Source organism: Microbacterium sp. A93, assembly GCF_051842835.1.
Map to the genome: position 1 here is coordinate 1 of NZ_JBPXMT010000007.1, position 22,072 is coordinate 22,072.

The following is a 22,072-nucleotide window of genomic DNA, read 5'->3' on the forward strand; positions in this document are numbered from 1 at the left end:
CACCCGCGGGAACCTACATCCCCAACGGCAAACCCCGTGGCTTCCTCGCACGCTACGAAGTGTCAGATCCCACTGAGACATGAACTGTCAGGCACGTCATGAGACATCACATGGCAGAAATTGAGCCACAAATGGCCACTCGCAACCGTGGGCGGGCGGGCGTGAGCGGGCGGGGGGGGGAACAAGAAGGGCCCGGATGCGTTGGCATCCGGGCCCTTCTTGGTTTTGTTGAACGCTTAGCGAACGACGACGGCGAGGACGTCGCGAGCCGAGAGCACGAGGTACTCATCGGCGCCGAACTTCACCTCGGTGCCGCCATACTTGCTGTACAGAACGCGGTCGCCGACGGCGACGTCGATCGGAACCCGGTTGCCGTTGTCGTCGATGCGGCCGGGGCCTACGGCCACAACCTCGCCCTCCTGGGGCTTCTCCTTGGCAGTGTCAGGGATGACCAGGCCACTCGCGGTGGTCTGCTCGGCCTCGACCTGCTGGATGACGATGCGGTCTTCGAGCGGCTTGATGGAAACCGACACGGTCTACCTCTTCTTTCTTGACGCTGACACGAAAGACTTGTTCGCACTCTCAACCCGAGAGTGCTAACTCGAGTGTATGCCGTCGGCTGGCACTCATGCAATGCGAGTGCCAGTTTTGGACATCTTGAGGCGGATCTTCGTCCCACGGACGACCCCTCGCCGACCGCCTCGTAGGCTGAGCACGTGGAAATGTCTGAGCTCACTGCCCTGCTCACCTCCGAGGGGCTCCGGCTGCTCGACGAGGTCGGCACGATCGAATCGACGGCGGATGTCGCGCAAAGCGTCTCCCGCCTGCGCGCCGCAGGTCACTCCCCCGATCTCGTATCCGCTGTCGTCGGCCAGGCGCATCTGCGCGCGAAGGGCGCAGCCAAGTTCGGCGGCTTCGCCGAGCGGATGCTGTTCACGAGAGCCGGATTCGAACAGGCCACGCGTCTGGGAGTCGCCGCACGGCACGCCGGACGCATGCGCCGCGCAGGAATCTCACGCGTTGCTGACCTCGGGTGCGGCATCGGCGGCGACGCGCTTGCGTTCGCCGGCGCTGGCCTGAGCGTGCTCGCGGTGGATGCCGACGAGGTGACCGCAGCGATCGCCGCCTACAACCTCGCGCCGTTCGGCGATGACGCGACCGTGCAGCACGGCACCGCCGAGACCACCGACCTTGCCGGCATCGACGCGGTCTGGCTCGATCCTGCGCGCCGGACGGCAGGTCATAGCGAGACGCGGCGGGTCGCGGCATCCGATTATTCCCCCTCCCTCGACTGGGCCTTCGATCTCGCATCGCGCGTGCCGACCGGCATCAAGCTCGGCCCGGGGCATGATCGAGACGCGCTTCCTGCGGACGCCGAGGCGCAGTGGGTCAGCGCCGACGGCAGCGTCGTCGAGCTCGTGCTCTGGTCAGGCATCCTGGCTCGCGAGGGCGTGCGGCGTGCAGCGCTCGTGATCCGCGGCGACGAGTCACACGAGCTCACCGGCGGGGCGGATGCCGAGGACGCCGACGTCCGCGAACTCGGCGCATTCCTGCACGAGCCCGATGGCGCCGTCATCCGCGCGCGCCTGATCGGCGACGTGGCGCGCAGCCTCAAGTCAGGGATGCTGGACGAGAAGATCGCCTACATCACCGGGGATGCCGCTCTCACGAGTCCGTTCGTGCAGTCGTTCCGGGTGCGCGAGGTGATGGCGGTGAATCCCAAGTCGATCAATGCTGTGCTGCGGGCGAACGACATCGGCACGCTGGAGATCAAGAAGCGCGGGATGGACATCGATCCCGCCGCGTTCCGGAAGAAGCTGAACCTCAAGGGTTCACAGTCGGCGACACTGATCCTCACGCGCACCGGCGACAAGAGGGTGGCGATCCTCGCCGACCGGGTGTGAGACGGGGCGCTCAGCCGTTCCTGTCGCCGGTCTTGTCGTCGATCTCGATCTGCTCGCCGTCTCCGACCTCGACTCGAGTGACTTCAGGAACCTTCACGATCGTGAGTTGCTGACCACGCGTCGCGCTCTGGTGGACGATGTACTGAGTCGGGACTCCACCCACCGTTGCCGCGAGGATGAGGTCGGTCGATGGCGTCTCCGTGGTCGATGCGCAGTCCGACACGATGCCATCGTCAGATTCTGCGATCAGACACATCTCGCCGCCCCAGCTCGTCCAAACGGGCGTATCGCCGTCGTAGCCGAGAATACTGAGCGATGAGGGATCGAAGCCCGCCGCTTCGATGCGGCCGATGGCTTCGAGTTCTTCGCCACTGAACTGCGCCTCCCAGTTGTTGTCCTGTTGGTTCCAGATTTGAATAGTGGGAACGATCTCCCCGGTCACGGAGAGCAACAGGTATGCCGACAGCGTCTGCCCCGCCAACTCATCGCCTTCTGGCACAGTGATGGTGGCGTTGGCGGTTTCTGAGTTGCTGTCCTCCATCGCCGCGCATCCGCTTTGCGTCTGGGTCGACGTGGTGGCGATGACGCAGTGCTGCTCGCCCTCGCCTCGTTCTGCGCGCCAGATGACCACGCCGTGGTTCTCTGACACTGCGGCAACGGTTCCCGCGTCGTAGTCGCCGCTCGCTTCCAACTCGCCACGTTGCTCGGCGTGGGCTGTGGCGAGGGTGAACTCGGCGAGGTTCCATCCCCAGAGCATCCAGCCGGCGCCGAACCCGATGAGCAGTGCACACACCGCGGCGAGCGCGAACCAGCGTCGTCTGCGGGGCGGGGCGGATGCTTCTTCTGGCGGCGCCCCGGATGCCTCGACCGCTTCGACAACGACGACCTCTGCGTCCACCGCCGAGAGGGGTACAACGTCAACACGAGCATCAACCGGCACCGCGGGCACCGGCCGCAGCTTCGCTTCCAGCTCGTGCAGTCGCGCCGCGTCCTCGGCGGTCAGGCCGCCATCGCGTCCGTACGCGCGTTCATGAAGCGACCGCAGCTGCGCGGTCTCTGATTCGTTCAGCATCCGTTCGATCATGTCATTCGTCGGTGCTGCGATGCACGTCCAGGTGCACAGCCGGTTCGCGTTCGGCGGTGAGCAGCAGCGTGGCGTACGCCTCGTCGGTATAGCCATCGCCGTCGGTCTGGTGCACCACGGCGAGGCCGTCGGATGCCACCCGATCCTCATCGCTGCAGGCGCTGGTGGCATCGAGGCCGTCATCGACCATCAAGCACAGCGTTTCGCCAGCATCGGTTGTCGCGAGCCAGACGATGACACCGTCGTGTGCGAGCATCGCCCGCAGCGAGTTCGCGTCGTAGTTGCCGTCGGCGACGAGTTCCTCGCCGCGCAGCCGTTGCTCCTGGGTCAATCCGATCGACGAGATGTCCGCGCGTCCGAACAGCATCCAGCCGAAGCCGATCCCCAGAGCGAAGACGACAATGACCGCGAGCGCGGCGAGCCACGTTCGGATGCGCGGAGACGGCGCCACCGGGAAGTCGCCGGAAACGTCACGCACCACTTCGAGCCCTGAGAGCGTCGACGAGTCATCGACAGGCCGCGCATCCGCTTCGCCGGCGGACACCTCCGCGTCGCGTCGCCGCTCCAGCTCTCGCAGCCTCGTGATCTGCTCCGCCGACAGGTCGTCATCCTGTCGGTACGCCTGGGCCTGCAGTATCCGCAACTCTGCGGATTCATCGGCGGTGAGCATCCGCTATCCGAGCTTCTCGAACTGCATTGCGGCCCAGATGAGCCACCCCAGACTGAAGATCGTGGCGGCAAGCCCGAGCACGAGCGCCCAACGCGCGATCGCACGGCTCTCGACCGGGCGACGCAACGACATGATCGCGGCTACCACGGCGACGATCGCGAGCGGGATGCCCCAGCCGACGAACCACGACGCGACCAGCGCGACGATCGCAGCGACAAGCGCCCACGGTGCGAGGCGAGTGTTGTCATCGCCGACGGCATCGTCATTCGGAGCCCACTGCACAGCAGGCATCCCCGCGGTGTCGGCCGGCCCGCTGGCGACGACCGGTTCGATGCCGACCGGACCGGTAGGAAGCTTCGTGTACCCCTCGCGCGGCGCTCCCGGCATTCGCGCAGTACCCGCCGGGCGCTCAACTTCGGCGCTCGGCTCCTCGAAAGTCGGCTGATCGCTCGACTCGCTCATACGGCATCCTCGCGGACGGCATCCGCTCGCTCGGCGACCTGAATTTCGGTGACCGGCAACGTGGAATCCGCACCGAACGCGAGTGTGGAAGGGCGACGCCCGGAGGCGATGAGATCAGCGGCGAGCGCGGCGATCATCGCACCGTTATCGGTGCACAGCGACAGCGGCGGGATCCGCACGGTGACACCTGCTGCTTCGGCGCGCTCGACGGCCACATCGCGCAGTCGCTTGTTGGCGATCACACCACCGCCAAGCAGCAGCCGAGGCACTTCGAGGTCGCTGCAGGCGGCGAGCGCCTTGGTGACGAGCACGTCGACGACAGCCTCGCGGAAGCTCGCTGCCACGTCGGCAACCGGCACCGGCCTGCCCTCTGCCTCGCAGCGCTCGACCCAGCGCGCGACGGCCGTCTTCAGCCCCGAGAACGAAAAGTCGTAACGGTGCTTCACCATGTCCGGCGCTTTGGAGAGTCCCCGCGGGAAGCGGATCGCTTTCGGGTCGCCGCCGACCGCGGCACGATCGATCTCGGGTCCTCCCGGATACGGCAGAGACAGCAACCGGGCGACCTTGTCGAAGGCTTCGCCGGCCGCGTCATCCATCGTCTCGCCGAGCAGCTCAACGTCGGTGGTGAGGTCGCGCACGTGCAGCAGTGAGGTGTGTCCGCCCGAGACGAGCAATGCGATCGTCGGATATTCGAGCGGGTCAGAATCCGGTGTGACGATGTCGGCGGCGATGTGTCCGACGAGATGGTTCACCGCGTACAGCGGCTTACCGAGCGAGACAGCGAGGCCCTTGGCCGCACCGACCCCGACCATGAGGGCACCGGCGAGGCCTGGGCCGCTCGTGACGGCGATCGCGTCAAGATCTTCCAGGCGAACCTGCGCTTCTGCGAGCGCGGCCTCGATCGACGGCTGCAGTGCTTCGAGGTGCGCGCGCGCGGCGACCTCAGGCACGACGCCGCCGTAGCGGGCGTGCTCGTCCATGCTGGAGGCGATCGTGTTCGACAGCAGCGTGCGCCCGCGGACAATTCCGATGCCGGTCTCGTCGCAGCTCGTCTCGATACCGAGGACCAGTGGTTCGCTCATGCTGTCGCCTTCTTCGTCCACGCCCGCAGGTCGAGCTTCATCACGATCGCATCCACGTTGTCAGGCTGGTAGTAATGCAACCGGCGGGCGATCTCATCGAACCCCTCCGAAAGGTAGAGCGACTCAGCACCGGGGTTGTCGGCGCGGACCTCCAGGAACACTTCGCGGGCTCCGCGAGCGGATGCTTCGGCGAGCAGCGCGCGCAAAAGCACACGGCCACGGCCCTCTCCCCTGCGCGCCTCGAGCAGCGCGATGGTCTGGATGTCAGCATCCGCATTTCCGCGAATCGAACGGAGGCCGGCGTAACCGATGATGTCACCGGCATCCTCATCTACGAGGTAGCGGCCGTGCTCAGTGACAAGTTCGGCTGCCATCGACTCCGTGCTCCACGCGTCGGTGGGGAAAGAGTCGTTCTCGATCGCCATGATCGCGTCGAGGTCGGCGGGAGTCGCGATACGGACGCTCACGAGCCCACGCGTTTCGGGGTGCCGGGAACGGTGACGTCGGGCTGGCGAAGATAAAGCGGTTCGGCACCGGCCAGCTCGCGTCCGGCTTTCACTGCGCGGATGCCGACCCGGCCAAGCGCTGCGGCGTCGAGCGTGGCGACCTCAATGGCATGGATGCCGCTGAGTCGCTCCTCCGAGTCGGCCCGGGGCACGAGCACAGTGGGCGCGGTGAGGTTCGGGATGCCGTCGTCGTCGAGGCCGTCGAACACACTGATCGCGACCTCGCGGCGGCGGGCATCCGTGACGATCGCGAAGGGAGTGTCCGGGGATTCCGCCTCGATCACTGCAAGTGCGGCAGCGAAGTGGCTGGGCACAGCGATGACCGGGATGCCGCGACCGAGCGCGAATGCCCGTGCCGCGGCGATGCCGATGCGAAGGCCGGTGAAGGGGCCAGGGCCCATGCCTTCGACAACATGGGTAATGTCCTCGGTGGCAGCCGCTGCATCGTCTGCGGCAGCGTCTGTCAGCACCTGCTCCAGGAGCGTGCCGATGACTTCCGCGTGTCCGAGTGGGTCCGGGCTGGAAGCGCTCGCCCGCAGATGGCCATCCGGGTCGACAAGCGCGACGGCGGTGCCCAGGGAGGTATCGACGGCAAGGATCACCTCTCCAGGGTAGTCGGCCGTCTCGTCACGTGTCGCAGATCGCCGCTACTGCCCGCCGCACTCTCAGCGCCCGAGGCGCTCGATCGTCACGACTCGTGGCGCATCGGCATCCAGGTCCTCGTCCGCGACGCCGTCGTCGGCGACGCCTACGGGCCGCTCCAATTCAATGTCCCACCAGGAATCCGCAATCGACGACGCCATCTCACGACCCCACTCGACCACGACGACCGAACGCGCGAGGTCAACGTCGAGGTCGTCAAGCTCCGCGGCCGATCCGAGCCGGTACGCGTCGACGTGCACGAGCGGGGCGCGTCCGACGAGCGACGGGTGCGTGCGGGCGATGACGAAGGTCGGACTCTGCACGGGTCCGCGCACGCCGAGCCCTTCGGCGAGCCCGCGTGTGAAGGTCGTCTTGCCCGCGCCGAGGGGCCCGGTGAGAACCAGCAGGTCTCCGGCATCCAGCTGCTCGCCGATGACGAATCCGAGACGCTCCATGTCGTCCGAGGTCGCAATCTCGCGGCGTCCGAGAAAGGCCGGATCGACGCTCACGCGCTCCTCCTCGGCACCCGGTTTCCGATGCGCGTGACAATGTCGTAGTTGATGGTGCCTGCGGCATTGGCCCACTCGGTGGCAGACGGTGCGCCCAGCGTCGGATCTCCGAACAGCACGGCCTCGTCGCCTACCGCGACGTGGGCGTCGCCGACGTCGACGACGAACTGGTCCATTGCGATGCGACCGGCCACCGTGAAGCGGCGCCCGTTGATGACGACGGGGCCCCGTCCGGACGCCTGACGAGGGATGCCGTCGGCATAACCGAGCGGAATCAGAGCGAGAGTCGTGTCGTGGTTCGCGCGATGGTCGTACCCGTACGAGACGCCAGCGCCGGCGGGCACGCGCCGCACGGCGGCAACTGCACCGCGCAGAGTCATGGCAGGTCGCAGCCCGAGTTCAGCCGAAGACCGGTCATCAAACGGAGAGAGTCCGTAGAGCCCGATGCCGATGCGCACGGCGTCGAGGCGCGCCTCGGGCAGGTCGATCGCAGCGGCGGTGGCGGCGATGTGCCGGATCTCAGGGCGGACGCCCGCAGACACGGCGGCCGCTGAGCCCTCTTCGAACCGTGCAAGTGCTGCACGGTCATCTGCGGGCGAGGCGTTGGACAGGTGGCTGAAGAGTCCGACAATACGGACGCGTCCGATGCGCTCCAGACGCGCGGCCTCGGCGAAGATACGGCTCCAGTCGCCCGGTGCGATTCCGTTGCGCGACAGACCTGTGTCGAGTTTGAGGTGCACGCCGACGGGCTGGTTGACGCCGGCGGCTGCGCCCGCTGCTTCGAGCTGATCGAAGGAGGAGATGCCCACCTCGATGCGGTTGGCAGCGGCGAGCTCGAATCGCTGGCCTGGCTCGTGCAGCCACGCCATGATCGGAGCATTGATGCCTTGGCGTCGCAGATCGATCGCTTCGGCGATCTCGGCGACGCCGAGCCTGGTCGCTCCCCCCGACAGTGCGGCTACCGCGGCGGGCGCAGCGCCGTGACCGTAGGCGTTGGCCTTCACGACCGCGATGACCTCGACGCCGGTGAGACGGCGCAGGTGCCGGGTGTTGTCGGCGATGGCATCCAGCTCGATGGTGGCCTCGCGGAACGGAACGGTCATGCTTCTCCCTCGGCGCCGCGCGGTGCTCCTTCGGCGACGACGAAGGCCGTGGCGAGGCCAGCGTCGTGCGACATGGTCAGGTGCAGGTGCGTGATGCCGCGCTGCTCCACGACCTCGGCGGTGGTGCCCGACAGCCTGAAATGTGGCTTGCCGGACTCTTCCGAGGCGATCTCGATCTCGGTCCAGTGCACGCCGTCGGATCCTCCGAGCGCCTTGATCAGGGCTTCCTTCGCCGCGTAGCGGGCGGCAAGCGACGCCAGCTTGAGCGTGCGCTCTGACGGCGCGAAAAGTCGCTCCATAAGCCGCGGAGTTCGGGACACAGTGCGCTCGAACCGCGGGATGTCGACGAGGTCGATGCCGGTCCCGATGATCACGCTTCCAGCCTACTCGCGCCCCTCTCCCGTTCTCCCCGGCTACAGATGTCGGTTCGAAACACGGGCGTCAGCCAGAATCCGCAGATTCGGCTGACATCTGTACTTTCGACCGACAGGTGTACCCGGCCACTTGTTCTCCACAGTTCACCTCCTGCCCGACTCATCCACATTCACCGCAATCGGCCCCGCACAACTCGCGCTCTCCGGCACACTCGGGGGATGTTTCCTCCCGCAGATCTTCTCGCCCGCCTCGACGGTGTCGCTCGCGGCACACTCCTGCAGGCTTACGGATGCACGCGCAATCAGCTCGCAGCGGACACCAACGCCGGAAAAATCCGCCGCGTCAGGCCCGGAGTCTTCGCGCTCCCGACGGCCGATACGAAGGTTGTGGCTGCGGCGGCACACGGTGGTGCGCTCAGTTGTGCGGCGGCGTTGCGCGCGCACGGTGTCTGGATGCTGCCAGATCCGGACGCGGGAATCCACGTGTGGCTGGGCGGAGCTGGGCGAAAGCATCCGCACGAGGGATGCTCGTGTGTGACGCACTACTCCCCCGGCCGCGCGGAGCTTGGCCTCGCACCGGTCGCAACGGCGCTCATCCATGTTTATCGTTGCCTCGACCAGGAGACATTCTTCGCCGCTTATGAATCGGCATGGAACAGCCGGCTCATCTCCGCTGTCGACCGTGCGCGCATCCGCCAAGAGCTTCCCGATTCGGCTGCTTGGCTGTTGGATTTGGCTCGTGCTGACGCGCAGAGCGGCTTGGAATCGATCCTGCGCCTTCGCCTGCATCTGCTCGGCATCCAGCTCGACTGCCAAGTGGAGATCGACGGGGTCGGGCGGGTCGATTTCGTAATCGGCGGACGGCTGATCCTAGAAGCAGACGGCAAGGAGAACCACGCAGGAGCCGACAAACGCCACAAAGACCTGATTCGGGATGCCGCGGCATCCGCTCTGGGATACGAAACCCTGCACTTTGACTACGCAATGATCGTGCACGACTGGCCTCGTGTCGTCGCCGCGATCCTGCCTGCGCTCGCCCGCTCCCAGGCCTAAGCCCGCCGGCACCGACTACCCCGGTACAGATGTCGGCCCAAAACACAGAAGTCAGCCAGAATCCGCAGATTCGGCTGACATCTGTACTTTCGACCGACAGGTGTACCCGGAGGCCACTGGGCCGGCCGAGCGGTCCAGTCCCTACTCGACTGTGACGGACTTCGCGAGGTTGCGCGGCTGGTCGACGTCGAGGCCCTTGGCCGTAGCCAGCGCCATGGCGAAGATCTGCAGCGGGACAACCGTAAGAAGCGGCTCGAACATCGCACCAGCGAGCGGGATGCGGATGACCTCATCGGCGAACGGCAGCACCGAGGCGTCGCCCTCTTCGGCAATCACGATCACACGAGCTCCGCGGGCGCGGATCTCCTGGATGTTCGAGACCACCTTCGAGTGGATCAGCGCCGAGTGACGCGGCGACGGCAGAATCACGAACACCGGCTGGCCTGGCTCGATCAGCGCGATCGGACCGTGCTTGAGCTCACCGGCAGCGAAGCCCTCGGCGTGAATGTACGAGATCTCCTTGAGCTTGAGCGCACCCTCGAGCGCGATCGGGTAGCCGACGTGGCGGCCGAGGAACAGCACCGAGCGGGTGTCGGCCATCCAGCTCGCCAGCTGCGAGACGTGCTCGTGCTCCTCTGCCAGCACGCGTGCGATCTTCTCGGGCAGCGTGGTGAGCTCTTCGACATCGGTCGAGTCGGCGGGCAGCGTCGAGCGCACGCGCCCCATGTGCAGGCCGAGCAGCAGCAGTGCGGTGATCTGCGCGGAGAACGCCTTGGTGGATGCGACGGCAACCTCTGGCCCCGCGTGCGTGTAGACCACAGCATCCGACTCGCGAGGAATCGTCGCGCCCTGCGTGTTACAGATCGACAGGGTGCGCGCACCACGCTCGCGGGCGTACTTGACGGCCATCAGCGTGTCCATGGTCTCGCCGGACTGGCTGATCGAGATGACGAGGGTGTCGTCGCCGATCACCGGGTCCCGATAGCGGAACTCGTGCGCGAGTTCGACGTCGGTGGCGATGCGTGCCCACTGCTCGATCGCGTATTTTCCGACGAGGGCGGCATAGGATGCCGTGCCACACGCCGTGATGATCACACGGTTGATGCCGAGGAAGAGTTCGTCCAGACCCTCGAGCTCAGGGATGACGACCTGTCCGTCCTGCACGCGGCCACGGATCGTGTTCGCGACGGCTTCGGGCTGCTCAGAGACTTCCTTCGCCATGAACGAAGACCAGCCGCCCTTTTCTGCGGCGGCGGCATCCCATGACACGTCGAACGGCTCGGCCTCGACCGGGTTGCCCTCGAAATCGGTGACTGTGACCGCGGAAGGCGTGATCGAGACGATCTGATCCTGACCGATGGCGAGCGCTTTGCGGGTGTGCTCGACGAAGGCGGCGACGTCGGAGCCGAGGAAGTTCTCCCCCTCGCCGAGGCCGATCACCAGCGGCGAGTTGCGGCGGGCGCCGACGACGAGGCCGGGGTGGTCCTGGTGCATCGCGAGGAGAGTGAATGCGCCCTCGAGACGGTTCACGACGTTCTGGAAGGCGAGCTCGAGGTTTCCCCCGTTGGAGACGTACTCCTGGCCGAGCAGAGCCGCGGCAACCTCGGTATCCGTCTCGCTGCGGAAGGTGGTGCCGGCGGCGAGCAGTTCCTCGCGCAGCGCAGAGAAGTTCTCGATGATGCCGTTGTGGATGACGGCGAGCTTGTCATCGTCAGCAAGATGCGGGTGCGCGTTCACGTCGGTGGGGCCACCGTGGGTCGCCCAGCGCGTGTGGCCGATGCCGGTGTTGCCATCGCTCAGCGGTGAGTCTGCCAGCGAGTCGCGCAGCATGCTGAGCTTGCCCGCTTTCTTGCGCATCCCCAGCTCACCGTTGCCGTCGATGATCGCGACTCCTGCGGAGTCATAACCGCGATATTCGAGGCGGGCGAGGCCAGCAATAAGGATGTCCTGGCTGGGGCGCGGGCCCACGTATCCGACGATTCCACACATGGGATCAAGGGTACGGCCGAAAATTTGCGAGTCGTCCGAACAATATGTGGATGCCGTGTACTCCTCCACCCGCCACGCTCACACCTTGCGCAGCAGCACGCTCTCAACGTTGTGATCGATGCCCTTGTTCAGCACCAGCGTCGCCCGGTGCCTGGTCGGCATCACGTTCTCGACGAGGTTCGGCATGTTGATGTCGTTCCAGTACCCCAACGCCGTGGCCTGAGCCTCTTCATCGGTGAGATGCGCGAACACGTTGAAGTACGACGATGGGTTGCTGAACGCGCCCTTGCGCAGCGCCAGGAACCGGTCGACGTACCACTTCTCGATGTGCGCAGTGTCGGCGTCGACGAAGATCGAGAAGTCGAACAGGTCGCTGACCGCGACATCGTTGGGCGCGGGCGGCGGCTGCAGCACGTTGAGGCCTTCGACGATCACGACATCGGGGCGACGTACGACGACGCGGGCATCCGGAACGATGTCGTAGCGCATGTGCGAGTAGAACGGCGCGCGCACCTCAGGCGCCCCTGACTTCACCTCGGTGAGGAACTCCAGCAGCGCGCGGCGGTCGTACGACTCCGGGAACCCTTTCCGGTCCATCAGCCCGCGGCGCTCGAGTTCCGCGTTCGGGTAGAGGAATCCGTCAGTGGTGACGAGCTCGACCCGGGGCGTTCCGGGCCAGCGACTCATCAACTCGCGCAGCAGGCGCGCGATGGTCGACTTGCCCACGGCGACGGATCCCGCCACACCGACGACAAACGGCGTCGTGGTGTCTTCTTCGTCGAGGAATGCACTGGTCGCCGCGCCGAGACGCTTGGTCGATGTCGCGTACAGGCTGAGCAGACGACTCAGCGGCATGTACACCTCACGCACCTCGGTGAGATCGAGACGGTCACCGATCCCGCGGAGCTCCACGACCTCGGTCTCGCTCAACGGCTGATCCAGGCCCGCGGCCAATCGCGCCCACTCCGCACGTCCGATCTCGCGATACGGCGACAGTGGCAGCGTGGGGTCAGCGGTGGTCACGAACTCCATCGTAACGGGGGCCGGATGCGCGCGACGCACCGGCGCCCCACCCGCGTAGTCTCAACCCGTGCGCTTAGGAATCCTCGACATCGGTTCGAACACTGTCCACCTGCTGGCTGCGGATGCCCGCCCCGGGGGCCGTCCACACGCGACGACAAGCGATCGCACGGTGGTGCGTCTGATGCGCTTCCTCACACCCGAGGGTGCAATCAGCGAACAGGGCGTCCTGGCGCTGGAGGCTGCGGTCACCCGTGCCCGCCAGATCGCTGAGACCGAGCACGTCGAGACGCTGCTCGCGACGGCGACCAGCGCGGTCCGCGATGCGCTCAACGGCGAAGACGTCATCGCGCGCATCGAGAAGGCGCTCGGCCAGCCACTGCAGGTGCTCACCGGTGTGCAAGAGGCTGAGCTGACCTTCCTCGCCGTGCGGCGCTGGTTCGGGTGGGATGCCGGACGCATTCTGCTGCTCGACATCGGCGGCGGCTCGTTCGAGTTCGCTGCCGGCGAGGACGAGCAGCCGGAGGTCGCCGCATCCGTCCCCCTCGGCGCCGGACGCATGACCGTGCAGTTCATGCCGAATGACCCTCCGGGTGAGGATGCTGTCGCGCTGCTGCGCGCTCACGCCACCGCGGTACTCACCCCCGTGGCGGAGAAGCTCAACGCGCTGCCCGATCCTGATCACATCGTCGGATCATCCAAGGCGATTCGTTCGCTCGCGAACCTGGCCGGCCGCGAAGTGTCAGGGCTCGGCTTCGACCGCACGGTGCTGTCGCGTTCGGCGCTGGGCTCGTGGATTCCGCGGCTTGCGCGCATTCCGGCATCCGCTCGTCAAGAACTGCCGGGAATCACGCCCGACCGCACTTTCCAGATCGTCGCCGCTGCGGTGTCACTTCACACGGCGATGAAGATGCTCGACCTCGATGAGCTCGAGGTCTCGCCGTGGGCGCTGCGCGAGGGCGTGCTGCTGCGCTACACCGAGTCGCTCAGCTGGGGCGGCGTCGGAATCTGAGCTTCCCGCGACACCCCGACACATACTGAGGGGGCACCGGCAGCACCGGAGCCCCCTCGCGTGGACGAACTCAGCCGAACTGGTTCATCGTGTTGTCCTTGCCGCCGGCCTTGAGGGCCGCGTCGCCGGCGAAGTACTCCTTGTGGTTGTCGCCGATGTCACTGCCAGCCATGTTCTGGTGCTTGACCGTGGCGATCCCCTCACGAATCTCGCGGCGCTGCACACCCTTGACGTAGGCGAGCATGCCCTCCTCTGCGAAGTAGCCCTTGGCCAGGTCATCCGTCGAGAGCGCGGCCGTGTGGTACGTCGGCAGAGTGATGAGGTGGTGGAAGATGCCCGCCCGCGCGGAACTGTCTCGCTGGAACGTGCGGATCATCTCGTCGGCCGCCCGCCCCAGCTCAGTGTCGTCGTAGTCGACGTTCATGAGTGCACCGCGCTCGTATACCGAGACGTCTCTGCCCTGCTCCACGAACAGGTCGTAGGCCTGCTGGCGGAAGTTGAGGGTCCAGTTGAACGACGGGCTGTTGTTGTAGACCAGCTTCGCGTTCGGGATGACCTCGCGCACCTTGTCCATCATTCCGGCGATCTGCTCCACGTGTGGCTTCTCGGTCTCGATCCAGAGCAGGTCTGCGCCGTTCTGTAGCGACGTGATGCTGTCGAGCACGCAACGCTCTTCGCCGGTTCCAGCACGGAACTGGAACAGGTTGCTGGCGAGACGCTTCGGGCGCAGCAGCTTGCCTTCGCGCTTGATGATGACGTCGCCGTTGCCGAGCTCGTTCTCAGTGATCTCTTCGACGTCGAGGAAGGAGTTGTACTGGTCACCCAGATCGCCGGGAGTGTTCGTGACGGCGAGCTTCTGGGTGAGGCCAGCACCGAGCGAATCGGTGCGCGCAACGATCACTCCGTTGCCGATGCCGAGCTCAAGGAACGCGTAGCGCACGGCGGTGAGCTTGGCGATGAAGTCCTCATGCGGAACGGTGACCTTGCCATCCTGGTGACCGCACTGCTTCTCGTCCGAGACCTGGTTCTCGATCTGGATGGCACAGGCACCAGCCTCGATCATCTTCTTCGCGAGGAGGTAGGTGGCCTCGGGGTTGCCGAAGCCCGCATCGACGTCGGCGATAATCGGCACGACGTGAGTCTCGAAGTTGTCGATCTGTGATTGGACGAACTCTGCCGCAGTGTCGTCGCCTGCGGAGCGTGCGTCGTCAAGCTGCGTGAACAAGAGGTCGAGCTCGCGGGCATCGGCCTGGCGAAGGAAGGTGTAAAGCTCTTCAATGAGCGCAGGCACCGAGGTCTTCTCATGCATCGACTGGTCAGGGAGCGGGCCGAACTCAGAGCGGAGCGCGGCGACCATCCAACCGGACAGGTAGAGGTATCGCTTGTTGGTGGTCTTGAGGTGCTTCTTGATGGAGATGAGCTTCTGCTGACCGATGAAACCGTGCCACACACCGAGCGACTGCGTGTACACCGAGGAGTCGGCGTCGTACTCACCCATGTCGCGGCGCATGATGTCAGCGGTGTACTGGGCGATCTCCAGTCCGGTCTTGAAGCGGTTCTGCGCCCGCATTCGAGCAACCGACTCGGGGTTGATGGCATCCCAGCTCGACCCGGCCTGCTCTTTCAATTCCCGGATAGCGTCGATGTCGTCTTGGTAGGCGGTCATGATGTTTCCTTACTGTGGTGGCGAGGCGTTACGTCCACTCTTAGGCAAGAAACAGCGGTCCTCTAGCCAATGACGACGAGAAGAAAGTCCATTCTTCTGCGAACCAGAAGGGATCAGGAGATCGTGAGCACCGCCGCCACCGGCAGCTCGTCAGCACTCGGCCCCGCGGCCACCCGGTACTCGCCGGGCTGCACGCGCAGCGCGCCCTCGTGCAGCCAATCGTCCACGGCGCCGTCCAGGCGTAGCGAGTCATCCCAGACTGAAAGCCGCGCGGTCTCGAACGACACCTCAACCCGGCGCTCCTCCCCCGGCTCCAGGCGCACGCGCCGGTACCCGACCAGCAGACGGCGCGCTGCCGGCAGCGGCAGCGACGGTGCCAGCACATACACCTGCACGAGTTCTTCGGCCGGGCGGTCGCCGGTGTTCGCGACGGTGACGACGGCCGTGATGTCGCCTCGGACGCCGAGGGCCGGATGCCGATGTGTCGGCGCGGGCGCCGCCACCTGATCCGCATTCAGCGTCACACCCCGGTACTCGACGGTCGAGTACGTCAGGCCATGCCCGAACGCGAACGTGTAGGGCGCCGGCTGGTGCCGGTACGTCGCCTGCTGTCGCAGCGTGTCGTAGTCGAACAGGTCGCCGGCCTGCGCGGGGTCGGCCGGCCAGGACTGCGCCAGACGCCCGGTCGGCTCGCGGTCACCGCTGAAGACATCGGCGATGCCGTGTCCGAGTTCCTGACCGCCGTGGCTCGACCAGACGACCGTGGCCGCGGCATCCGCCTCGCCGAGCACGTATGGGTAGCTCGACACGATCGTGAGCACGGTGTGCTCGTTGGCCTCGCGCGCTGTGCGCCAGATCTCCGTGAACGTGTCCGGCAGCATCAGGTGCGGACGATCCTCGGTCTCACGCCCGGCCAGGTGCGGATCATTGCCCACGGCGACCACGACGACATCCGCCGCGGCCGCAACCGCCGCAACTGCGGCGTGGCCCGCACGCACCGTGCGCACGCCGAAGCGCTCGGCCTGATCGAGGGTTACGCCCTCGGCCAGCAGCAGTCCCACTTCGCGCGCCACGCGTACCCATCGGCCAGATCCCAGGTGCAGCAGCGACCAGGTGCCGTCGGCGTGCACATGCGTGCGGAAGCTTTCCTGCACGACCCACTCACCGACCCGCGCGGAGTCGGCACGCATCGGCCACCCGCCACCCGTGAGCAGCTTGCCGCTGGCGTGCGCGCGCAGCGTCAGCAGCCCGTCACCCCAGTCGGTGACGTCGAACAACGCGGCATCCTCTACCGAAGGTGCGGTCGCCGCGATCGTCTTCCCGTCGGCGGATGCCACGACATACCGGCCGTTCGCCGCGCGCAGCGAGATGGTGTCGGCGCCGGTCTCGACGACGACATCCGCTGCCGGATACCGCTCAGCAAGCCCCTGCGCGATGCCCACCGCGTACGGCGGGGTTCCCGAGTACCAGTCGGTCAGCACGACATCGGCGAGCGGGCCGACCACGGCGATCCGCGTGGGCGAAGCAATCGGCAGCACGGCATCGTCATTGCGCAGCACGACCACCGAACGACCGGCGGCCTCGCGCGCCAACTCACGCGCACCGGGTGCGTCGATCGCATCCGCGCCGATACCTGCGTATGGATCGGCATCCCCGTCGAACTCGCCAGTGCGGATGCGCATCTCGAGGATGTGCGTCACCGCCTGGTCGATGTCAGCGGTGGTGAGGAGTCCCTGCTCCAGCGCGGCCGTGAGGTTCTTGATCGTCGGCTCTGCGTCAGCATCATTGTCGGTGAACGAGTCCATACCGCTTCGCACCAGTGCTGCGGCCGCATGGATGCTGTCGGGCTGAGCCCCCTGGATCGTCACGGTGAAGGTCGGCGCACCGGCATCCGACACGATCGCCAACGAGCCCTCAGTCCAACTGCGCGCCTCGGCGACGAGCTCCGGCTGTGTGTGCGCGGGCGCCCCGTTGACCTGGTTGTACGCCAGCATCATGCTGCCGGCGACGCCCTGCTCGATCGCCGCGCGGAACGCGGGCAGCTCCTCCTCGTGCAGTGTCCGCAGTGACATCTCTGACGACGTCGCGGAGCGGTCGGTCTCGTTGCTGTACGCCAGGAAGTGCTTCAGCGCGGGGACTGTCTTCCAGACCCGCTCATCGTCACCACGCAGGCCTTTCGAATAGGCGGCGCCGAGCTGACCGGTCAGGTGCGGATCCTCGGAGTACCCCTCCTCATTGCGTCCCCACTGGGGGTGGCGGAGCGTGTTGACCACTGGCGCCCACACATTCAGACTCACCAGTGGGTCTTCGGAGCGCTTCGCACGCGCCTCCGTCGAGGTGACCTCGCCGATCGCTTCGAGAAGCGCCGGGTCCCAGGTCGCGGCCATGCCCACCGGCTGCGGGAACACCGTGGCGTTGCCCAGCCACGCGACCCCGTGCAGGGTCTCGGCACCGGTACGAGACTCGGCGATACCCAGTCGCTCGATCGCGGGCATCGCCTGATGCAGCATTGCGATGCGCTCTTCGGCGGTCAGCTGCGACAGCAGGTCGGCGGCACGCTCGGAAACCGACAGATCAGTACGACGGAACATCACTCGTTACCCTCCAGAGAAACATCTCCCACGAAAACAAATATCTCGCCAGCGCCGTCCGCCACCGCGACGCTCTCGCCCACGTGCAGCGACCACGATGCGGTCGCGTCGGCACTCGACGCAACGACACGCGAGCCTTCGCGGCGCACCCGGAAGCTCGTCGATGAACCGGCAAGCCCGGGGACGACAGTCACTTCGTCGTAGCCGTCCGGCAGCTCGAAGCAGCGCAACGTCACGCCGTCGGCCCACTCGTAGTCGGGGCGGGAGTCGATTGCACCCCACGGCAGCACGGTGCCAGGACGCACGCGCAGCGGCACCGACAGGTAGTCGTGATTCTCGGAGATCCAGCGACTTCCCGCAGCAACCGAACCATCGATCAGCGACGTCCATGATCCGACCGGAAGGTAATACGAGGCATCCCCTTCGGACGTGAACACCGGCGCCACCAGCAACGAGCCACCCAGCATGTATTGGGTGTCAGCGTCGTAGCCGGAGCGGTCCTCGGGGAACTCCAGCACCATCGGACGCATCATCGGGATGCCGTCGGTGTGCGCCTGCTCGGCGATGCCAGCCAGATACGGCATGAGTCGCATCTTCAACGTCGTGAACGCACGGGTGACTTCGACGGCCTCTTCGTCGAACATCCACGGCACCCGGAAGCTGTCCGAGCCGTGCAGTCGAGAGTGCGAAGACAATAGCCCGAAGGCGAGCCAGCGCTTGAACAGCCCGGCGTCAGGTGTGCCCTCGAAGCCGCCGATGTCATGACTCCAGTAGCCGAAGCCGCTCATCGCCAGCGACAGGCCACCGCGCAGCGACTCTGCCATGGACGGGAAGGTCGAGTCGCTGTCGCCGCCCCAGTGCACGGGGAACTGCTGCGTGCCTGCGGTCGCCGAGCGGGCGAAGAGCACCGCCTGCCCCTCACCACGACGCTTCTCCAGCGCACGGAAGACGACCTCGTTGTACAGCTTCGGATAGAAATTGTGCATCCGCGCGGGGTCAGATCCGTCGAACCATTCGACGCCCTCATGCGGGATGCGCTCGCCGAAGTCGGTCTTGAACGAGTCGACACCCTGCGCCATCAGCCGCTCGAGGTGCGCGACGTACCAGTCCGCGGCATCCGGGTTCGTGAAGTCGACGATGCCCATGCTCGCCTGCCACAGGTCCCACTGCCAGACGCTGCCATCGGTGCGCGTGAGAAGGTATCCCTTCTCGACCGCCTCAGCGAACAGCGCCGAGCGCTGCGCGATGTACGGGTTGATCCAGGCCGAGACCTTGAGTCCGCGCTCGTGCAGACGAGACAGCTGCCCCTCCGGGTCGGGGAAGGTCCGCGGGTCCCACTCGAAGTCGGTCCACTGGTACTCGCGCATCCAGAAGCAGTCGAAGTGGAACACGCTCAGCGGCAGCTCGCGCTCGGCGAAGCCGTCGATGAACTCGTTCACCGTGGCCTCGTCGTAGTTCGCCGTGAACGAGGTCGTCAGCCACAGCCCGAACGACCACGCCGGCACGCGCGCCGGCCGACCGGTGAGCGCGGTGTACCGGCTCAGCACTGCCTTGGGTGTGCCTCCGCCGATGACGAAGTAGTCGAGAGTCTCACCAGGAACCGAGAACTGCACGCGGGAGTTGACCTCGCTGCCGACCTCGAACGAGACCTCGTCCGGGCTGTCGACGAGCACGCCGTAACCGCGCGAGGTGACGTAGAACGGCACGGCCTTGTACGACTGCTCACTCGAAGTGCCGCCATCGGCATTCCAGGTTTCGACGGTCTGACCGTTCTTCACGAAGGCGCCGAAGCGTTCGCCGAAGCCGTAGACGCGCTCACCGGGTGCCAGCGCCAGCTGCTGGTGCACCCAGGTGGCCTGGTCTGTGTCGCTGTAGTGACCGACCGAACGCCGCTCGGAGCGGGTGAGGACACGGCCGTCCTGCTCGAACACGACATCCCACCCGTCGCCGCGGTTGACGCGCACCGTGAGGTCGCCGGTCTGCAGCACGCCGCCGTTCTCATCGGCTGACACCGCCGGCACGAACCCCGGCTCCGCGTTGATCTCGAAGTCGGGCCCGCGATGCACACCGCCGGCATGCCGCTGCACGCGCACCTTCACGACGCCGGGCGCCGGAGACGAATACGTGACGGTGATCATCGGGCGGTTCAGCGTGTCTCCGCGGTGGCGGATGTGCGCCGTCGGCGCATACACGGTGAGCGTGCCCGCCGCCTCATCGATGCGGATGTCGTCGACTTCAACCGCGAACAGCGGGGTCAATCCCGGCCTTGTCAACCAGTAGCCGTCGGTGAACTTCACCTCGTGTGCCTTTCACTCAGCGCGCGGACTTCGCCGGGCGCGATGCCGACGATTTCTGCGGTCTCATCTCCGGTGAGCAGGTCGATCAGACCCGCCGTCACCGGCACTTCGACGGAATGGATGCCGTGGTTCAGCAGGAACAGCACGTCGCCGCGCTGCACGGCCTCGAGTCCTTCGGGCAGCACATCGAGCCCAGGGACGGCGCCGGAGACGGATGCCGAGGCGAGAGCGGCTGCGAGAACAGCATCCAGCGCGCCATCCGAGACGACCGCACTCAGGTACCAGGCGGTGCGGTTGCGCGTGATCGCCGGGAGCCCTGCCAGTTCGCCGCCGTCATGGGTTGCCATCACGTCGGCGCCCTCGGTACGGAGGTGCTCGGCGAGAATGCTTGCCGTCTGCGGCTCGGACGGCCCGAAGCCATCGGCGAAGCGCAGCGCGCCCGGTTCATCCGGCATCCCTGCCCACTCCTCGCCACTTACGCCGAGGAGTTCGCGCAGCAGTACGGGCGATCGGCCCTGCATGATGCCGCCATTCTCATCGGCAACGCCGCTGAACGGCCCGATCACGATCTGCGCGCCGCGCGCGGCGGCAGCGGTGAGCGCCGCAGCGGTGGCGGAATTCAGGATGTACGCGTGCGGCACCAGGATCACCTTGTACGCATCCAGCGCAGCGTCATGGCTGAGCACGTCGACCGAGACGCCGCGGCGCCACAGTGAGCGATACCAGCGATTCATCTCGGTCATCGTCGACAGGCGCTCGGTGGGGCGAGCGGGCTCCTCCGCCGCCCACCAGCTCGACCAGTCGAACAGCATCGCGACGTCGGTGGCCACGCGGGATCCGCCCACCGGGGCGAGCAGCCTCAGGTCGGCGCCCTGCTGGCAGGTGCCGCGGAACACGTCACTGTCCGCACCGGCGTGCGGAAGCATCGACGAGTGGAAGCGCTCGGCGCCAGAGCGTGCTTGCCGCCACTGGAAGAAGCAGATCGCATCCGCACCACGGGCGACGGCCTGCAGCGAATCCTGACGCGCACGAAGCGGCGACTTGGGTACGTTGTGCGAGCGCCAGTTGACCGCGCTGATGGCCTGCTCCATGAGCACCCAGCTGCGCCCGCCGCCGAGGGAACGCATCAGATCCTGCACCAGGGCGATCTCACTCGGCGCGTTCGGGTTCGCCGGGTCGGGGTACTGGTCGTCCGCGATGACGTCGACCTCGCCTGCCCAGGAGTGGTAGTCGGCCAGCGCGAAGAATCCCATGAAGTTCGTGGTGATCGGCTGCTCGGCGCCGGTCTGACGAATGGCGTCGCGCAGCTCGGTGTAGCAGTCCAGCAGCTGGTCAGAGCTGTACCGGCGAAAGTCCAGGGACTGCGCGGGGTTGACCAGATACGGCATGCGCCTCGGGGGCATGATCTCGGCGAAGTCGTCGTAGCGCTGCGACCAGAACGCGGTATTCCAAGCCCGGTTGACCTCGTCGATCGAACCGTAGCGCTCCTGCAACCACCGACGGAACTCACGTGCCGCCTCATCGCCATGGTCGATCTGGCCGTACTCGTTGCCGACATGCCACATACGCACGGCGGGGTGAGTCGCGTAGCGCTCGGCGATGTCTCGGGTGATCGCCAGCGCATGCTCACGGTACGTGCGCGAGGCCGGGGAGAACTGGTTGCGTGACCCGGCGATCAGACGCACGCCGTCACGGTCGACGGGCAGGATGTCAGGATGCTGCACCCCCAGCCACGGCGGCGGGGATGCCACGGGCGTGGCGAGATCGACCGAAATGTCGGCGGCGTGCAGCAAATCGAGGATCTCGTCCAGCCATCCCCACTCGCGGGCGCCGGCACGCGGCTCGATCGTCGCCCAGCTGAACACCCCGACGGTGACGAAGTTGACCCCGGCCTGGCGCATGAGTTCGACGTCTTCACGCCACGTCTCCCTCGACCACTGTTCGGGGTTGTAATCACCGCCGAACGCGAGTCCACGGTCGGAAATGAGCGCGTCGAAGGCATGCCGTGCGCTGGTCGTCGATGACATTTTCAGTGATTCCCCGTCGAATTGTCGAAGCGTTTCAACAACGAGAACATATACTAACCAGATGCCGATGTCCACGCGGGC

Annotated in this window: 19 protein-coding genes; 3 read left to right on the forward strand and 16 right to left on the reverse strand. The window is 66.3% G+C overall.

Annotated elements, in window-relative coordinates; all coding sequences use genetic code 11:
* Positions 1-236 precede the first annotated feature (236 nt).
* A complete protein-coding gene (groES, locus tag ACSU1G_RS17630) occupies positions 237-533 on the reverse strand; it encodes a co-chaperone GroES (protein ID WP_028502311.1) in 297 nt (98 codons plus the stop codon).
* A 183-nt stretch (positions 534-716) separates the two neighbouring features.
* Between groES and ACSU1G_RS17635 the strand changes: the two genes are divergently transcribed.
* Positions 717-1,904: a THUMP-like domain-containing protein gene (locus ACSU1G_RS17635; protein WP_439281280.1), complete on the forward strand. Its 1,188-nt coding sequence runs from the start codon at positions 717-719 to the stop codon at positions 1,902-1,904.
* A 10-nt stretch (positions 1,905-1,914) separates the two neighbouring features.
* On the opposite strand, the gene ACSU1G_RS17640 is transcribed toward ACSU1G_RS17635, so the two are convergent.
* The 9 genes from ACSU1G_RS17640 to ACSU1G_RS17680 all read right to left on the reverse strand — a co-directional run bounded on the left by ACSU1G_RS17640 (position 1,915) and on the right by ACSU1G_RS17680 (position 8,336).
* Positions 1,915-2,976 (reverse strand): hypothetical protein, encoded by a 1,062-nt coding sequence (locus ACSU1G_RS17640; protein WP_439281281.1) that lies wholly within the window; start codon positions 2,974-2,976, stop codon positions 1,915-1,917.
* A gap of 13 nt (positions 2,977-2,989) precedes the next feature.
* The gene (locus tag ACSU1G_RS17645) at positions 2,990-3,658 is read right to left on the reverse strand and encodes a hypothetical protein (RefSeq protein WP_439281282.1); all 669 of its coding nucleotides are present in this window, start codon (positions 3,656-3,658) and stop codon (positions 2,990-2,992) included.
* 3 nt (positions 3,659-3,661) lie between these two features.
* Positions 3,662-4,120, reverse strand: coding sequence for a hypothetical protein (locus ACSU1G_RS17650; RefSeq protein WP_439281283.1), 459 nt, complete (start codon positions 4,118-4,120; stop codon positions 3,662-3,664).
* Positions 4,117-5,202 (reverse strand): tRNA (adenosine(37)-N6)-threonylcarbamoyltransferase complex transferase subunit TsaD, encoded by a 1,086-nt coding sequence (gene tsaD / locus ACSU1G_RS17655; protein ID WP_439281284.1) that lies wholly within the window; start codon positions 5,200-5,202, stop codon positions 4,117-4,119. Before tsaD ends, ACSU1G_RS17650 begins: the two co-directional genes overlap by 4 nt.
* Complete coding sequence (gene rimI / locus ACSU1G_RS17660) at positions 5,199-5,669, reverse strand: ribosomal protein S18-alanine N-acetyltransferase (RefSeq protein ID WP_439281285.1); 471 nt, start codon at positions 5,667-5,669, stop codon at positions 5,199-5,201. Before rimI ends, tsaD begins: the two co-directional genes overlap by 4 nt.
* A complete protein-coding gene (gene tsaB / locus ACSU1G_RS17665; RefSeq protein WP_439281286.1) occupies positions 5,666-6,310 on the reverse strand; it encodes a tRNA (adenosine(37)-N6)-threonylcarbamoyltransferase complex dimerization subunit type 1 TsaB in 645 nt (214 codons plus the stop codon). Before tsaB ends, rimI begins: the two co-directional genes overlap by 4 nt.
* Positions 6,311-6,373: 63 nt before the next feature.
* Positions 6,374-6,859, reverse strand: coding sequence for a tRNA (adenosine(37)-N6)-threonylcarbamoyltransferase complex ATPase subunit type 1 TsaE (gene tsaE / locus ACSU1G_RS17670; protein ID WP_439281287.1), 486 nt, complete (start codon positions 6,857-6,859; stop codon positions 6,374-6,376).
* A complete protein-coding gene (alr, locus tag ACSU1G_RS17675) occupies positions 6,856-7,962 on the reverse strand; it encodes an alanine racemase (protein ID WP_439281288.1) in 1,107 nt (368 codons plus the stop codon). Before alr ends, tsaE begins: the two co-directional genes overlap by 4 nt.
* Positions 7,959-8,336, reverse strand: a complete 378-nt coding sequence (locus tag ACSU1G_RS17680; RefSeq protein ID WP_439281289.1) for a holo-ACP synthase — start codon at positions 8,334-8,336, stop codon at positions 7,959-7,961. Before ACSU1G_RS17680 ends, alr begins: the two co-directional genes overlap by 4 nt.
* Positions 8,337-8,555: 219 nt before the next feature.
* Here ACSU1G_RS17680 and ACSU1G_RS17685 point away from each other — a divergent pair, with 219 nt between their 5' ends.
* Positions 8,556-9,389: an endonuclease domain-containing protein gene (locus tag ACSU1G_RS17685; RefSeq protein ID WP_439281290.1), complete on the forward strand. Its 834-nt coding sequence runs from the start codon at positions 8,556-8,558 to the stop codon at positions 9,387-9,389.
* A 141-nt stretch (positions 9,390-9,530) separates the two neighbouring features.
* On the opposite strand, the gene glmS is transcribed toward ACSU1G_RS17685, so the two are convergent.
* Together glmS and coaA are read right to left on the reverse strand one after the other, a co-directional pair.
* The gene (gene glmS / locus ACSU1G_RS17690) at positions 9,531-11,378 is read right to left on the reverse strand and encodes a glutamine--fructose-6-phosphate transaminase (isomerizing) (protein WP_439281291.1); all 1,848 of its coding nucleotides are present in this window, start codon (positions 11,376-11,378) and stop codon (positions 9,531-9,533) included.
* A gap of 78 nt (positions 11,379-11,456) precedes the next feature.
* Entirely contained in the window at positions 11,457-12,410 is a 954-nt protein-coding gene (gene coaA / locus ACSU1G_RS17695; RefSeq protein WP_439281638.1) for a type I pantothenate kinase, read from the reverse strand.
* 58 nt (positions 12,411-12,468) lie between these two features.
* On the opposite strand from coaA, the gene ACSU1G_RS17700 reads away from it, so the two are divergent.
* The gene (locus tag ACSU1G_RS17700; RefSeq protein ID WP_439281292.1) at positions 12,469-13,410 is read left to right on the forward strand and encodes a Ppx/GppA phosphatase family protein; all 942 of its coding nucleotides are present in this window, start codon (positions 12,469-12,471) and stop codon (positions 13,408-13,410) included.
* A gap of 70 nt (positions 13,411-13,480) precedes the next feature.
* Here ACSU1G_RS17700 and ACSU1G_RS17705 read toward each other — a convergent pair whose 3' ends face one another.
* From ACSU1G_RS17705 to ACSU1G_RS17720, 4 genes are all read right to left on the reverse strand, one after another.
* Entirely contained in the window at positions 13,481-15,076 is a 1,596-nt protein-coding gene (locus tag ACSU1G_RS17705; RefSeq protein ID WP_439281293.1) for an isocitrate lyase, read from the reverse strand.
* A gap of 113 nt (positions 15,077-15,189) precedes the next feature.
* Positions 15,190-17,667 (reverse strand): glycoside hydrolase family 3 C-terminal domain-containing protein, encoded by a 2,478-nt coding sequence (locus ACSU1G_RS17710; RefSeq protein ID WP_439281294.1) that lies wholly within the window; start codon positions 17,665-17,667, stop codon positions 15,190-15,192.
* Positions 17,667-19,964, reverse strand: a complete 2,298-nt coding sequence (yicI, locus tag ACSU1G_RS17715; RefSeq protein WP_439281295.1) for an alpha-xylosidase — start codon at positions 19,962-19,964, stop codon at positions 17,667-17,669. Before yicI ends, ACSU1G_RS17710 begins: the two co-directional genes overlap by 1 nt.
* A complete protein-coding gene (locus ACSU1G_RS17720) occupies positions 19,961-21,991 on the reverse strand; it encodes a beta-galactosidase (RefSeq protein WP_439281296.1) in 2,031 nt (676 codons plus the stop codon). The genes yicI and ACSU1G_RS17720 overlap by 4 nt, the downstream gene beginning before the upstream one ends.
* Between the last annotated feature and the right edge of the window lie 81 nt (positions 21,992-22,072).